At 57.2% G+C, this 13,588-nt stretch carries 15 protein-coding genes; 9 read left to right on the top strand and 6 right to left on the bottom strand.

Annotated features, from left to right (window positions below):
- The 4 genes from RCH87_RS01570 to RCH87_RS01555 all read left to right on the top strand — a co-directional run.
- A partial coding sequence (locus RCH87_RS01570; RefSeq protein ID WP_306514995.1) for an RNA methyltransferase occupies positions 1-227 on the top strand: 227 nt, incomplete at its 5' end.
- 260 nt (positions 228-487) lie between these two features.
- Positions 488-1,696, top strand: a complete 1,209-nt coding sequence (locus tag RCH87_RS01565; RefSeq protein ID WP_306514994.1) for an MFS transporter — start codon at positions 488-490, stop codon at positions 1,694-1,696.
- 90 nt (positions 1,697-1,786) lie between these two features.
- Positions 1,787-3,013, top strand: coding sequence for an RtcB family protein (locus tag RCH87_RS01560; protein ID WP_306514993.1), 1,227 nt, complete (start codon positions 1,787-1,789; stop codon positions 3,011-3,013).
- Between the two features lie 78 nt (positions 3,014-3,091).
- Positions 3,092-3,841 carry a DoxX family protein gene (locus RCH87_RS01555; protein ID WP_306514992.1) on the top strand — a complete coding sequence of 250 codons (750 nt, stop codon included), beginning with the start codon at positions 3,092-3,094 and terminating at the stop codon, positions 3,839-3,841.
- 170 nt (positions 3,842-4,011) lie between these two features.
- On the opposite strand, the gene RCH87_RS01550 is transcribed toward RCH87_RS01555, so the two are convergent.
- The 3 genes from RCH87_RS01550 to RCH87_RS01540 are packed head-to-tail and all read right to left on the bottom strand — an operon-like array spanning position 4,012 to position 6,656.
- Positions 4,012-4,965, bottom strand: a complete 954-nt coding sequence (locus tag RCH87_RS01550) for a metal ABC transporter permease (RefSeq protein WP_306514991.1) — start codon at positions 4,963-4,965, stop codon at positions 4,012-4,014.
- On the bottom strand, positions 4,965-5,654 hold the full coding sequence (locus RCH87_RS01545; protein WP_306514990.1) for a metal ABC transporter ATP-binding protein: 690 nt from the start codon (positions 5,652-5,654) through the stop codon (positions 4,965-4,967). The genes RCH87_RS01550 and RCH87_RS01545 overlap by 1 nt, the downstream gene beginning before the upstream one ends.
- Before the next feature lie 6 nt (positions 5,655-5,660).
- Positions 5,661-6,656, bottom strand: coding sequence for a metal ABC transporter solute-binding protein, Zn/Mn family (locus RCH87_RS01540; RefSeq protein ID WP_306514989.1), 996 nt, complete (start codon positions 6,654-6,656; stop codon positions 5,661-5,663).
- 168 nt (positions 6,657-6,824) lie between these two features.
- On the opposite strand from RCH87_RS01540, the gene RCH87_RS01535 reads away from it, so the two are divergent.
- The 5 genes from RCH87_RS01535 (at position 6,825) to RCH87_RS01515 (ending at position 10,566) form a co-directional block, all read left to right on the top strand.
- Positions 6,825-7,931: a LacI family DNA-binding transcriptional regulator gene (locus RCH87_RS01535; RefSeq protein ID WP_306514988.1), complete on the top strand. Its 1,107-nt coding sequence runs from the start codon at positions 6,825-6,827 to the stop codon at positions 7,929-7,931.
- Between the two features lie 84 nt (positions 7,932-8,015).
- Positions 8,016-8,204, top strand: a complete 189-nt coding sequence (locus tag RCH87_RS01530; RefSeq protein WP_306514987.1) for a hypothetical protein — start codon at positions 8,016-8,018, stop codon at positions 8,202-8,204.
- Positions 8,197-8,991 carry a hypothetical protein gene (locus RCH87_RS01525; RefSeq protein ID WP_306514986.1) on the top strand — a complete coding sequence of 265 codons (795 nt, stop codon included), beginning with the start codon at positions 8,197-8,199 and terminating at the stop codon, positions 8,989-8,991. The genes RCH87_RS01530 and RCH87_RS01525 overlap by 8 nt, the downstream gene beginning before the upstream one ends.
- A 163-nt stretch (positions 8,992-9,154) precedes the next feature.
- Positions 9,155-10,177: a zinc-binding dehydrogenase gene (locus RCH87_RS01520; protein ID WP_306514985.1), complete on the top strand. Its 1,023-nt coding sequence runs from the start codon at positions 9,155-9,157 to the stop codon at positions 10,175-10,177.
- A 98-nt stretch (positions 10,178-10,275) separates the two neighbouring features.
- Entirely contained in the window at positions 10,276-10,566 is a 291-nt protein-coding gene (locus RCH87_RS01515) for a hypothetical protein (RefSeq protein WP_306514984.1), read from the top strand.
- 48 nt (positions 10,567-10,614) lie between these two features.
- On the opposite strand, the gene otsB is transcribed toward RCH87_RS01515, so the two are convergent.
- From otsB to RCH87_RS01500, 3 genes are all read right to left on the bottom strand, one after another.
- Entirely contained in the window at positions 10,615-11,388 is a 774-nt protein-coding gene (gene otsB / locus RCH87_RS01510; RefSeq protein ID WP_306514983.1) for a trehalose-phosphatase, read from the bottom strand.
- An 83-nt stretch (positions 11,389-11,471) separates the two neighbouring features.
- Positions 11,472-11,972 (bottom strand): hypothetical protein, encoded by a 501-nt coding sequence (locus tag RCH87_RS01505; RefSeq protein WP_306514982.1) that lies wholly within the window; start codon positions 11,970-11,972, stop codon positions 11,472-11,474.
- Positions 11,969-13,468, bottom strand: a complete 1,500-nt coding sequence (locus RCH87_RS01500; protein WP_306514981.1) for a trehalose-6-phosphate synthase — start codon at positions 13,466-13,468, stop codon at positions 11,969-11,971. The genes RCH87_RS01505 and RCH87_RS01500 overlap by 4 nt, the downstream gene beginning before the upstream one ends.
- Between the last annotated feature and the right edge of the window lie 120 nt (positions 13,469-13,588).

The following is a 13,588-nucleotide window of genomic DNA, read 5'->3' as shown; positions in this document are numbered from 1 at the left end:
TTGGGCTGGAAGCTGGCGGAGAGCACACTCTGGATACCTACGACGGCGGCACAGATCCCGTGGTTATTGTTGTTGGCTCGGAAGGCAAGGGCATTTCGCGATTGGTTCGCGAAAACTGTGATGTGTTGATGTCTATTCCGACCGTCGGGTGGGTGGAATCACTGAACGCCTCGGTGGCAGCCGGTGCGGTCTTGAGTGAGTTCGCGCGTCAGCGCCGCGTCGGCTAGTTAGTCTGCTTTTTAGTCTGTTTTGGCAGGGGCGGCAGGCTTGTTGCCGCCTCGTCTTGTTTGGCCATTCCCGTTGTTTGTGGCCTGTTGGCTTAGCTGGATTACTAGCTAGCTGGCGGGTGTGTCGTGGTTAGAGACCAATTGCGGGCTTGCCCTTAAAGTGTGATGTGGGTATCGTCATTCCCTGTAATGTATGTTGACTCACAAGGGGAGCGAGCCACGATGATGTATCAGTTGAACATTGGATAAAGTCATCCTAAATGCATCTTTTTAGAGGTAGTGGCGGCGAAGGATTTCGTTCAGTTTATCCTTTGGTCGCCATCTATTTTTTGCTGGCCCTGTGTGGGGCAATGACCAGCTTGTCAATTTCACTCCACTTCGCTGCTCTTAACCAGGGTGAACTCTTAGTAGCAAGCATTTTTGTCTCTGCAGCCTGCGCCCAGGTTTTTCTGGTCCCGCTTCTGAGTCCACTCTTCAACAAATTCAGCAGTTATCACATAGCACTTTCTGCTCTCTTTTTGGATCTGCTGGCCCTAATAGCAATGGCTGCTTACCCAGAGCCGTTGATTCTCATCCTTGGAAATCTTGTCACCGCATGTTTAACCGGACTGTCAATTCCATCTATTTTCACCATCGCCGACTCTCAGGTCAGCGAAGAGCAGCAAGCGAAAGCCTTCTCTCTTTTGGATACAGCACGTCTTGGTGGCGGGTTCATTGGGCCGCCGCTAGGAGGGTTACTTCTTGACCAAAAAAACCTGCAGACAGCGCTTTTGGTAGAAGCTTGCGCTGTAGTGATCTCACTAGTTGTCTTTCTGTCCCTTTGCAAAACTGCGACGCAGGACGAATCCTCACAGGCGCACAACAAACAAACTTCGTCGAGCTTTTTTCACAAGGTACTCGAAGCGCCTTCTCTCTTATTGAAAAATAGAAGTTCTCGCTTTGCGATAACTAGCATTTGGGGTGCAATCATCTGCACGTCAATTTTCAACATTGCTCTTGTCTTTTATGCGACGAGAACGCTTCAAGTAAGCGGTACGGTATATGCAATTATTGCCCAGGCTTTTATCGTGGGCCGTATCTTTGGGGCGCGGTTTTCAGCTCGTCTTGGTTCACACAACGCCAAGAAAGCGCTGACCGGAGCAGGTGTCGCTATGGGTTGTTTCATAGCCTTACCTGGTCTAATTCCGTCATTGTGGCTCTGTATACCATGTTTTTTCCTCGGCGGAGTCTGTAATGCTGTCCAAGTGGCCGCTCTGCGCATTATCGTAGTTGGAACCGTATCTGGTGAGGTTAAGCCCAAAGCCCTTTCTACAATGGGCTCAATAAATAGCTCTGCAATGCTTATTGGATACATTGTCGGAGCGCCCGTTGTCAGTGCGCTCGGCCCGGCTGCGGCACTTGTCGTATCTGGAATTGGGACTTCGGTGCTCACAATAGGGCCAGTCCTGAAGCATCGTCTGCAAAAATAACCGTATACGTAATTATCGAAGGGTTTCACCGCGAGCTAGAATCGCATTCATGTTCGAATGGTGTGCTACCTGACTGCTACGCTTGTGAGCATGACACATAAGCCAATAGAACTTGCCCCACGGGTTTTATCGTGGGCCAGCATTATTGATCAGAACACCTCAGACCAAGCCGCTGGGTTGGGACGGCTGGATTTTGTTTCTCCACATATCGCGTTGATGCCCGACGCACACAGCGGCAAGGGCACAGCCATCGGCACGGTTATTCCCACTAAGGGGGCTGTGATTCCGGCTGCTGTCGGGGTGGATATTGGTTGTGGAATGGCTGCAGTGCGCACCATTTTTACTGCCGACGACATCGCGCAGATTTCCCTGGAGCAGCTGCGCGACCAGATTGAGCGTTCCATTCCGCTTTCGCCGGGAAATTACAATAAGAAGATCCACCGCGAGCACACTAAGGCTCGTATTCAGGAACTCGAGGAATTAGCCGAGCGTGACGACGTCGACCTGTCGCATTCCCCGAAGTGGCGCGAACAGCTAGGCAGCTTGGGTGGTGGCAACCACTTCATTGAGTTGTGCCTGGATGGCGATAATAATGTCTGGTGTTTCCTGCACTCGGGTTCGCGCGGGGTGGGGAATAAGATCGCACAAAAGCACATTAAGATCGCGACGCGAGAAATCGCAGAAGCGGGTATTGAGCTTGCAGAACAGGATCACGCGTACCTGCGTGAGGGGACCGAGTCCTTCGATACTTACTTGCGGGAACTCGCTTGGGCGCAACGGTTTGCACGGCTGAACCGCGATGAGATGATGGATCGCTTCGTTGATCAGCTGGCCCGCATGATGCGCCAGGCGCATGACGACGGGCGTATTTCCATGGAGGTGCCTGCAGATAGTGCGGATACCGAGGTGGAACGGGTGAACTGCCACCACAACTACACCGAAAAGGTGACCATAGATGATCAGCCCGTGTGGCTTACCCGCAAGGGTGCGATTGATGCCAGCGTCGGCAAGTTTGGGTTGATTCCCGGTTCGATGGGCGCGCGATCATATGTGGTGCGCGGTCGCGGTAACGCTGCGGGCCTGAATTCTGCGCCGCACGGGGCGGGGCGAGTGATGTCGCGTCGGCAAGCAAAGAAGCAGTACACCGCGGAAGATTTGGCGAGTCGCATGGGCGATATCGTGTACCGGCCAGGTGAGCAATGGGTGGATGAAATTCCGGACGCGTATAAGCCGATTGACCAGGTGATGGCTGATGCCGCAGATCTCGTAGAGGTGGTCACGGAACTGCGGCAGGTGCTTAACGTTAAGGGTACATAGGCGATCCCGGCGCATCATCTGTGGGAGCATTCCCCAGGCGAATAGGTGACATGGCCACAAACCAGCTAGACTGGGGCTATGACTGTCATCAGAGATATTTTCTTGCTCATCGCCCGCATCATTCTGGGCGGTGTGCTCATCGCACACGGCTGGCAGAAGCTTAATGAGTGGACCATTGATGGTACCGCAAGCTCCTTCCAGGAAATGGGTGTGCCTTCCCCAGAGATTTCCGCACAGATTGCTACCTGGTTTGAAATTGGTGGTGGCGCAGCCCTGATTCTCGGCCTGCTGGTGCGCCTGGTCGGCCCGGTACTGTTCGTGCAGATGGCCGGTGCTGCGTGGTTTGCGCACCGCGATTCCGGCATCTTTGTTTCCGACGGCGGCTGGGAGTTTGTTGCCGTAATCGGCGCCGCAGGTCTGGCGCTGGCTGCTGCCGGTGCTGGTCGGGTCTCGCTGGATCACCTGTTTATCGCACCGTTCCGTAAGCGCAAGGACGAAAAAGAAGCCGCTGCTAACCAGCAGGCTGTCGGCGCTGGCGCTGGTTTTGCCGGTGCTGGTGTTGCTGGCTCCGGCGCTGCCGGCGCTGAGCAGAACTTTGGTGCTGAGCAGAACCTGGGCGGCGAGAACTTCTCTAGCCAGAATTCCGCCCAGAACTCTGTCCAGAATTTCGGCCAGAGCTCCGGGCAGGAATACTCTGACGACCAAGACTTTTCTACCCCGAACCTCGATAACGCAGCTGGCAACAACTCCACCGCTGATGGTGTAGATGCCAACGCAGAAACCACCCAGTGGAGCACCGATAACCAGTGGGACAACGGGAAGAAGTAAAAACCCGCCCTAAGCGATAACCACTACGCCCTAGGTACCGCCACGCCTTAGGCGATAACTCATCGGGAATGACAACCGGGGCTTGCAGTCACCACCAGCACCAGCTGGCAGGCTGCAAGCCCCGGTTTTGTGTTGTTTTATTGCCCGCTAGCCGCACCGAGCCCGTTTCGCTAGCTCAGCTCCCGGCCAGCTTTTCCTTCGCCGCCAGCATCCTGCGCGACGTGGTGGTGCGGATTCACAGTGGCATCGTTTCCCGTACCTAGTGCTTTGACGCGGCGTGCATAAGCGACCTCATCGCGGGAGGTCTTGCGGCTACGCAAATTCCCAATAATCCGGCAGACCAAATAAATCACAAACGAAATCGTCGTCACGAACACAGAGACCGGCAGCCCCGGAGCCAGAGACGCAACCAAACCGCCGACGGCAGCGACCTCAGCGAAAATCACCGAAAGCACCACGGATTTCACCGGTGAGGAAGTCACCTGCACCGCGGCTGCACCTGGGGTAATCAGCAGAGCCATCACCAGCAACGCACCGACGATCTGCACGGATTGCGCGGCGGTCAAACCCACCATCACCGCGAACAACACGGCCAGCCCACGCACCGGAACCCCAGCTGCCTGTGCCATCAGCGGATCCACCGAGGCAAACAGCAGCGGGCGCCACAGCACGATGATCAGCACGGTAATCACTGCCGTCGTTGCCGCCAGCATCCATGTTGATGCGCCGGAGACACCGACGATCTGCCCGGTCAGCAGCGACATCGCCGTCGTCGTGTTGCCTGGGTAGAGGTGGATGAACAGCACGGATAGGCCTAATCCGAAGCTCATGACCACACCGATCGCAGAATCTTGGTTACCCCGCAGCCCGAGTACCGCCAGGATCACCGCCGCGGTAATCGAGCCGATGATCGCGCCGAAGCCGATATTGATGCCGAATAATAACGCGGCCGCCGCACCCATCAGTGCCAGCTCCGAGGTCGCGTGCACGGAAAACGACATGTGCCGCAGCACGATCAAACTGGTGATCACACCGGATAAAACCCCCAGCAGGGCAGAGGCAATCAGCGCCTGCTGCACAAAGCCCACCGAGAGCAAATAGGCGGTATCTTCCCAATAACTCACTAGACCACCACCAGCTTCCCGTTGACGGTTGCCACTTCTACATGCGTGCCGTACAGCTCGCTGAGCACCTGGGTTTGCATAACTTCGTCAATTGTTCCCAGCATGTGCCCGCGGGGTGCCAGGTACAGCACGCGGTCGACGACATCCAGGATTGGGTTGATGCCGTGGGTGACAAACAACACCGCCGCGCGGTGTTTATGCAGCCGGGCGACGGTATCGTGCTCGCGGGCCATGTCTAGCGAGAGCAGGGGCTCGTCGGCAAGCACCACGTCCGGGTCCGTGCCAAAGGCTTGGGCCTGGCGGATCAGCTGCTGTTGGCCACCGGATAGCGTGCCGACGGAACGGTCCGCGATGCCTTCTGCGCCGACGTAGGCCAGTGCCTCGTCGACGGCGTGTTTGCTCGGCCGACGCCCCGAAAACACCCCGTGGCCGAGAGACAGCGACACCAAGTCGCGGGCACGAACCGGCAGGTGTTTATCAAACATGTGCTGTTGCGGGATGTATCCGATGCGCCCGTTGACGCGCACGGAGCCAGTAGTCAACGTGCGGGTTCCCAGGACTGTATTCAGCAGCGTCGATTTGCCGGAACCGTTAGGGCCCAAAATGGCGATGAATTCGCCGGGTTGTACGTCCAAGTCCAGCCCGCTCCAGAGCGGGTCCACACCGGCGTTGGAAAACTGAATCGGCATCGCGGTTTATGCGCTCGCCTTTGCCGCAGCCGCTTCCAAGTCATCGACGACGGAGTGGAAGTATTCCAGGAAGTTTTCGCCGTTGAGTGGGGTTTCACCGACCGGAACCATCGGGATGTCTTTGGCTTCGGCGGCTTCGCGGATGCGTTTGGTCAGATCCGTTTCGGTCTGCGGGTTGTAGATGAGCACATCGAGCTTGTCGTTCTCGATCAGCTCGAGGAATGAGGCCAGGTCGGCAGCGGCGGCATCGCTGTGGTTCAGCGTGGCGTGCCGGTATGACTCTGGGGTGACCTCGTCCATCTTTGTGTGGGTGAGGATGTAGTCGGCGATCGGGTGCGTTTGCGCGATGTTGATGGCCGGTAGGGCCTTGATTTGTGCGGCGATCTCATCCAGCTCGGCGTTGAGTTCGTCGATTTTCAGTGGCGCATCTGGGTGGGTTTCTTTGATGCGGTCGGCAACGCCGTTGGCCACGGTGGATAGGGCCTTGGTGTCGAACCAGACGTGTTCGTTGTTGGCGACGTCGAAGGTGTCGTTGTCGCCGTAGTACTGGGCGTGCGCCTCGGTGCCTTCTGGTTTTTCGCTGCCGGAGTTGTGCTCGTGCGGGGTTAGCGGCAGGGCGTGGATGACGATGTCTTCGTCGAGGGGTTCGTAGAGCCAGGCGTCGTATCCGCCGCCACCGGCGACGACGACGTCGGCTTCGTTGGCGCGTGCCAGGTCGGCTGCGGTGGGTTCGAAGTGGTGGGGGTCGATGTTGGTGTCGCTGATGATGGTGCGGATATTCGCGACGGATTCGTCGTCGATGGCGGCTTTGGTGAGATCGCCCCACACGCTGGTCGAGGCTACGATTTCGATGGTGCCTTCCCCGCCTGCGGCCCCGTCGCCGTTGCTTGTCGACGTGGCAGCGTCCCCGGAGCCTCCTGTTTCTCCCGATGAGCAGGCTGCCAGGAACATCATGGCAGCGGTGGCGGTTGCGGTTAAGACTCCTCGACGTTTCGTGATCATAGTTAACACTATGGTCATGCTGAAAACAGTTGTCAATTGAAAATGTAGTGAAAATCAGCAGCTTGACGACGTCTTCCTGGCCTGTAGCGGGCCGCAAAACCCGGAGTGTTCGCTCGTCGTTCAGGTCGTAAAGATCGGCCTTCGCCCAAGCCCGGTAGAATCAGCCGCATGGCACCGCGATCACGGGCTGGGCTCAGCAAAGGAACTTTGGCATCGATTGCCGCCGATCTGGGCGTATCCCGAACGACGGTTTCTAACGCCTACAACCGGCCGGATCAGCTTTCTACCGCCACCCGTGAGCGCATCATGGCTGCCGCCAAAGCCCGTGGTTACCCGGGGCCAGACCCGACCGCGCGTTCGCTGCGCACCAAACATGCGGGTTCCTGGGGTGTGGTACTGACCGAACATCTTTCCTATGCTTTCGAGGATATGGCCTCGGTGGATTTTTTGGCCGGAATTGCCGAGTCCACCCACGGCACCGATTTTTCGCTGACTTTAATTCCCGCGGGCCCGGACACGCTTGCCGACGCCACCACTAACGCAGCCACCACAGCCGTGAACCAGGCCGGGGTGGATGGTTTCATTATCTATTCGGTGGCTGCGAACGATCCCTATTTGCGGGCTGCCCGTGCACGTGGGTTGCCGGTAGTGGTGTGTGACCAGCCGACGGATTCGGGCGCACCGTTTGTGGGCATTGACGACGAAGCCGCAATCCGCCCGGCTGCTCGCGCCGTGTTGGAGGCGGGCCACCGGCGCATCGGTGTGCTTGCGATTCGTTTATTCCAGCAGCGTGTTGATGGGGCAGTGGCTGCCGCCGACATTCCAGCCGCAGACATGCACGTGCAGCGCGGGCGCGTATCCGGTGTATTGGATGAGTGTCGGCGCGCCGGGCTGGATCCCGCGCAGATCCCGGTGATTACTCGCCACATTAACGACGCCGTGAACGCGCGCAGTGCCGCCCGCGAGATGCTGGATACGCACCCAGAACTGACCGCGATTGTCTGCACCACGGATTCTATGGCTTTGGCGGTGTTAAATGAGGCCCGGGAGCGCGGGATTTCGGTTCCGGAACAGCTTTCTGTCACCGGTTTCGACGGTATCGCGGAAGCTCGGCATGCTGGTTTGACGACGATCATCCAGCCGAACAAAGCCAAGGGGGCTGCTGCTGGGCGTGTGCTGCGCGGTCTGATTGACGAGCCGGATAGTGCGCCTGCGCACAGGATTTTGGCAACTTCGTTGCACGCCGGTTCCACGGTGGCCCCACCGCATAATTAGAACATGAGTGCTATGGATATTGCGCAGAATCTGTAGTTATGTGAGCGGTAGAAGGCAGAATATCGACATGATGGAAAGGAGGAAATGATGGTTGCGCCACTCGTTTGGTATGAACCTGAGGAAGCTTTGGAAAAGCTCAAGCTGCTTGAAGCAAGCGTTGAAGGTGGTATCGAAAGATTTGAAGAAAGGGCGTGCGCGTACGACCTGTCACCAAAAGAAGCTGCCGTTTGGCAGGATATTCGTGAATTAAGGTGGCTGGTTGGCCGTGACTGACAAGTACCCAGATTCAAATAATGATTCAAACAATTTGTTGCATGCTGCGCATGAGTTCGCCGAAGAGCTGACGCAAGCGCTGCAGTTTTTTGAAGAAAATCCGCCAAAAATACTGCTTAGTGCAACCCGCCTGAAAGGCAGGCAAGTGGTTGCAATGCGGTTTGCGAAGAATGAAGGCTCACTTGGTGTGCTTAATCTACGTTCTAAGGAATGGCCAGTTCTTGGATTGATCATCGAATTTCATTGCGGCTGGGATTCTCACCGAAGGTACCTTGCAGTGGAAAAATCTTCTCTTACTGTGACTCCCCATGGCCGAGAAAATGCGGATCCGTTGTTTCGTGTGGAATATGTCAAGGAGCAGGATTCTCACCGCCCGAGTTCGCACATTCATGTCCATGCGCATCGTGATGAATTCACGCATCTCATGGGCTTTGCTTCCAAATTTGATGTTGAGCGGACAAAGAAAGTGCGTAATTATTTTCGGCGGGGCACGCGGTTATCAGAATTGCATTTTCCTACTGGTGGGCATCGCTTTCGGCCATGCTTGGAAGACGTCTTGGAAATGCTGCGCGTGGAGTTCAAGCTTGATGTTGACAACGGTAAATGGCAGCAACACCTACGTACAGCGCGTGAAAACTGGCGCAGAACACAGTTGGCTGCAGCGGTAAGGGACTGCCCGGATGAGGCACTCCGTGTACTTGTCGACGAATACGGGATGCCGGAACCAATCGGTTGGACATTGCCGGAATTCGACACGGCTTGGCAGAAAAAGTTTGCCCGCAGCTAAGCGTCTGCGCGTAGCAGATTGCATAAAGTTGCCGTGTCAACTGCATTTTCCTAGCTTGTGATTTCTTATTGAAAATTGCACCCAGCCCCAGTGCGTTGTGCTTCTTAGAATCGGGATTCTGCGCAAAGCAGGAACCCAACCATGACTAGGAGAGTGCACACATATGCGCGCTGTGACCATCCATGCCGCCGGCGATATCCGTGTTGAAAATGTCGCTGCTGCGCAACTAGAAAAACCTACCGATGCCGTCATTAAAGTTGCGGCAGCTTGCGTGTGCGGTTCGGATCTGTGGCCTTACCGTAGTGACGAAGAGGTGGACCCAGGTGCTCGCATGGGCCACGAATACGTTGGCCAAGTCACCGAAATCGGTGCGGATGTCCAGGATATTCAGGTCGGGGACTGGGTTGTCGGTTCTTTCGTTGCTAGCTGCGGTAAATGCGAGATCTGCCAGGCGGGCTGCCCCTCTGGCTGCTTAAACCGGGAATTTATGGGTGGGGTGGGCACCCAGGCTGAGTATGCCCGTATTCCGCTTGCCGACGGCACCCTGGTGAAATTGCCTGCCGAACCAAATGAGGAGCAACTGCGTCACGTGCTGGCTGCCTCTGATGTGTTGGGTACTGGCTGGTATGGCGCCGATGTTGCCGGTGCTGGTGCAGGCAAGGTTATTGGCGTGGTCGGCGACGGTGCCGTCGGCCTGTCCGCGGTTTTGGCTGCTAAGCAGATGGGTGCGGAGCGCATCGTGGTCTCTTCCCGCCATGAAACCCGTCAGGAGCTGGCGAAGAAATTCGGTGCCACGGACATCATCGCCGAGCGTGGTGAGGAGTTTATTGAAAAAGTAAAAGAACTGACCGACGGTGTGGGCCTGCACGGTTGCGTCGAGGCCGTGGGCACGGACGGTTCGATGAAACAAGCCGTTGGTGCTACCCGCCGTGGCGGCAATGTGGGCTTCGTCGGTGTCAGTCACGGGGTAGAACTCGATGGCCAGGAGTTGTTCTTCTCGCAGGTTGCGCTGGAAGGCGGCCCGGCTCCAGTGCGGAAATACCTGCCCGAATTGGTCGATTTAATCTATGCGGGCAAGATCACACCTGGTGATGTTTTCGATAAGACTCTGTCGCTGAGTGATGCTGCCGCAGGTTATGCGGCTATGGACCGTCGTGAAGCCATCAAGGTCATGCTCAAACCGTAAACGGTGTCATTTTCATTAACATCTGCTTGTTGAAAATCTACCGACAATGATGTTTAATGAAAATGTACTGAAAACGAGGCGGAAAGGATGTCAGAAAAATGACTCACGCAATCCACGAAGAGCACACCCACCAGCACGGCCCAAACTGCGGTCACGTTGCCGTTCCACATGAGGATCACGTTGACTACGTGCACGATGGTCACCTGCACCGCGAGCACGAGGGCCACTGGGATGAGTGCGAGACCAACGAGCACCAGCCGCACGAAGCTCACGAGCACGAGCATGGCCCAAACTGCGGCCACGTCGCCGTCCCTCACGATGACCACGTGGATTACATCCACGATGGCCACCGCCACGCATCCCACGATGGCCACTGGGACGAGCACTAATTTCGCCGGGCAGGCTTGGCCCTACCCGGGCCGCTTAAGCCCTAAGCCTTAAGCGAGATACCTGCCGCGCCGGGCCGCTAGGTCCTGCAATACTTTCGCCACCTCGTCAATATCTGCGACCCGGTGGCTTGCGCAGGTTTCGCCTTCGCCGACTTTGATCCCCACACCACCGGGGCCGAGGACGGCGAAGGCGTTTTCGTCGGTAACATCATCGCCGATAAACACCACGGCATCTGCCTGTAAGCGCTGTTTTTGCTGCTGCAGCCAGGTGCCTTTTGTGATGGTCAGGGCAGAAAATTCCACCAAGTTCTTTCCGGGGGTGACGGGGAAGCCGTGCGCATCCATTTCTCGTGCCTGCGCTAGTACTTCTGCAGCTGCTGTCGGATCATCTTCTGCCAGGTAGGCGACATGAAACACCCTCTGGAAAGGCTTGTTTTCCACATAGGTGCCGGGATGTTGCGCAGCCAGTTGCTCTAATTGCCCACCAATGGCATCCAGAAAGTTCTGTTGCGCAGAAGTTAAGGCCACCGTGTGTCCATCGCGATCTTCCGCGCCGTGCGAGCCAACCATTAACACCGGTGCTTGCAACGGGCAGACGCGCTGTAATCCGGCGACGTGCCTGCCAGAAAGCACCGCGACTGTTGTGCCGGCTAGCGCTGCCAGATCGCGCAGGGCCTGTATCGAATCCGGGTGCGCAGAAACCGCGTAGGGGTCTGCTGCAAAACCAGCCAGGGTGCCATCAAAATCAGAGACCACCAGCAGCCGGCCAGCTTCGGCCGCAGCCGCATAATCGGGGTGGTTGAGTAGATTCAACGTGCTCATGTCCCCGAATCTTAGCGGGGCAGTGGCTTGCTGTTAGAACCGAAAGCTGACCGCTAAATCTGAAAGCTAAAGCCAGCTGATCGCTAGAGCACGAACATGCGCAGCGCGGGGGAGTTGACCGGGTGGCCGTCGTCGAGCCTTAACACCAGCTCACCGTGCGCATCGAAGTCCAGGGCAAAGCGGTTGCCTGTTTGCAGCAGATCCGAAATATGACCGTGCACCCACGAGGCGGTGCCGGTGCAGTCGACATCATCGGCGATCTCGTCGGTGATGACCTCATTGAGCTGCACAAATTCCGCCTCGCCCGCGGCGGCCGAAGCGCCATCCGCGTCGCTGAAGCTCACCTGTGCCTGCAGCGGTGCGCAGCCGGTATAACCTGCCATGCTGTTTTGGCTAAACCCGAGCCGCGGCACACCCGCTAATTCTGCAGGCACCTCGGTGGGATCTTCCGGGGAAGAATAGATATGCGTGATCTGCCAGGTGGAATCAAGCAGCGTGCCAGTAGATTCATCAGCGCACGCGGCTAGGCCAGTGGTGGCAGCCGCGAGAGACACCAATGCTGTTGCTTGCCGACGCCCGATCATGCGAAGCCATCCAAGTTCGATAAAAAAGACTGTGCCCAGTGTGCAACATCAAATTCCTGCACGTGCTCGTGCATCTGTTGCATGCGCTGGCTCATGCGCTCTGGATGGTCGCGCAGGCCGGTCGCCGCGGTGACCATCGCTGCTTTGATGGATTCCATATCGAAAGGATTGCACAGTACCGCTTGCTGCAATTCAATGGCTGCACCCGCGAACTCTGAAAGCACCAGCGCACCTGCGCCGTCATCGTGGCAGGCAACGTATTCCTTGGCCACCAGGTTCATGCCATCTTTAAAGGGCGTGACCACCATGACATCCGCCAGCCGGTAATAGCGCTGCAGGACGCGTTTGGGCACGCTCGTGTGCTGGTAGTGCACCACTGGGTGGCCGAGCGTAGAAAAGCGCCCGTTGATGCGCCCGACGGTTTCTTCGACCACCGAGCGCGTCTTACGGTAGTGCTCGATGCGCTCGCGCGAAGGCGTCGCCAGCTGCACGAATGAGACCTCGCGGGGGTCAAAGACTCCGGATTCCAGCAGTTCTTCAAATGCTTGCAGGCGTTCGACGATGCCCTTGGTGTAATCCAGCCGGTCTACCCCCAAAAACACCGTCTGTGGGTTGCCCAGCGCCGCCCGCAGTTGCGCGATTTCGTGTTCATCACCCGCACTGAATTCCGCCTGGGCGCCCGCATCCAAGGAAATGGGGAAGGAGGCCACACCCACGGTGCGTTGATCCGGAGTGGTGATGCGCGCGGTGATTTCGCGCAGGCTCGCAGTGCCGGTGACGTGGAATTGTTGTTGTTCCGAGGTGTCGGTCACCGAGCCATAAGCATCATGATCCGAAGCACCAAAACCAGAGGCAACTAGTTCGAGGAAGTGGTTGGCATCTGCAACCAACTGGAAGCCCACCACGTCTGCGCCCAAAAGCCCGCGAATGATCTCGTGTCGCCACGGCAGTTGTCGGAAAATATCGGGGTGTGGGAACGGGATGTGAGCGAAAAACCCGATGCGCACATCGGGGCGCAGTTGCCGCAGAATGCCTGGCACCAATTGCAGCTGATAATCCTGCACCCACACGGTGGCACCTGGGGCGGCGACTGCCGCGGCGTGTTCGGCAAAGCGGTGGTTAACATCGCGATACGCCGCCCACCATTCACGGTGATAGGTCGGCGGCACAATGAGGTCGTGGTACAGCGGCCATAGGGTGGCGTTGGAAAAGCCTTCATAAAAGGCCGTGAAATCATATTCTGAAAGCTCCACCGGATAGAGCAGTGCACCAGCGTCGTTATGAAAAGGCTCCGGAGCAGCATCGGGCACGCCGGGCCAGCCGATCCAGCAGCCTTGGCGGGCTTCCAGGATAGGCGAGAGGGCAGAGACTAACCCGCCGGGCGAGGCCTTCCATTCCGTGTGCGAGCTGCCATCGTCGGCAGCGACCAGATCGACCGGCAGCCGGTTGGCGACCACCACGAAATCATGCCCGCCGGCATCGTGAGCGAAATTCACCAGACCACCCAGCAAGCTAGCTTATTCAGCCGATTTCTTGGCCGTGGACTTTTTGGTGGCCTTCTTGCTGGTCTTTTTGGCAGACTTTTTAGCAGTCTTTTTCGTCGACTTCTTTGAGGC

The organism is Corynebacterium sp., assembly GCF_030826625.1.
Classification (GTDB): Bacteria; Actinomycetota; Actinomycetes; order Mycobacteriales; family Mycobacteriaceae; genus Corynebacterium.
This window is presented reverse-complemented; position numbering and strand designations above follow the sequence as displayed.

Excerpts from the sequence above, each read along its gene's own strand:
- RCH87_RS01565 (WP_306514994.1), top strand. The coding sequence starts at position 488 with ATGCATCTTTTTAGAGGTAGTGGCGGCGAAGGATTTCGTTCAGTTTAT.
- RCH87_RS01560 (WP_306514993.1), top strand. The coding sequence starts at position 1,787 with ATGACACATAAGCCAATAGAACTTGCCCCACGGGTTTTATCGTGGGCC.
- RCH87_RS01555 (WP_306514992.1), top strand. The coding sequence starts at position 3,092 with ATGACTGTCATCAGAGATATTTTCTTGCTCATCGCCCGCATCATTCTG.
- RCH87_RS01545 (WP_306514990.1), bottom strand. The coding sequence starts at position 5,654 with ATGCCGATTCAGTTTTCCAACGCCGGTGTGGACCCGCTCTGGAGCGGG.
- RCH87_RS01540 (WP_306514989.1), bottom strand. The coding sequence starts at position 6,656 with ATGATCACGAAACGTCGAGGAGTCTTAACCGCAACCGCCACCGCTGCC.
- RCH87_RS01535 (WP_306514988.1), top strand. The coding sequence starts at position 6,825 with ATGGCACCGCGATCACGGGCTGGGCTCAGCAAAGGAACTTTGGCATCG.
- RCH87_RS01530 (WP_306514987.1), top strand. The coding sequence starts at position 8,016 with ATGATGGTTGCGCCACTCGTTTGGTATGAACCTGAGGAAGCTTTGGAA.
- RCH87_RS01520 (WP_306514985.1), top strand. The coding sequence starts at position 9,155 with ATGCGCGCTGTGACCATCCATGCCGCCGGCGATATCCGTGTTGAAAAT.
- RCH87_RS01515 (WP_306514984.1), top strand. The coding sequence starts at position 10,276 with ATGACTCACGCAATCCACGAAGAGCACACCCACCAGCACGGCCCAAAC.
- otsB (WP_306514983.1), bottom strand. The coding sequence starts at position 11,388 with ATGAGCACGTTGAATCTACTCAACCACCCCGATTATGCGGCTGCGGCC.
- RCH87_RS01505 (WP_306514982.1), bottom strand. The coding sequence starts at position 11,972 with ATGATCGGGCGTCGGCAAGCAACAGCATTGGTGTCTCTCGCGGCTGCC.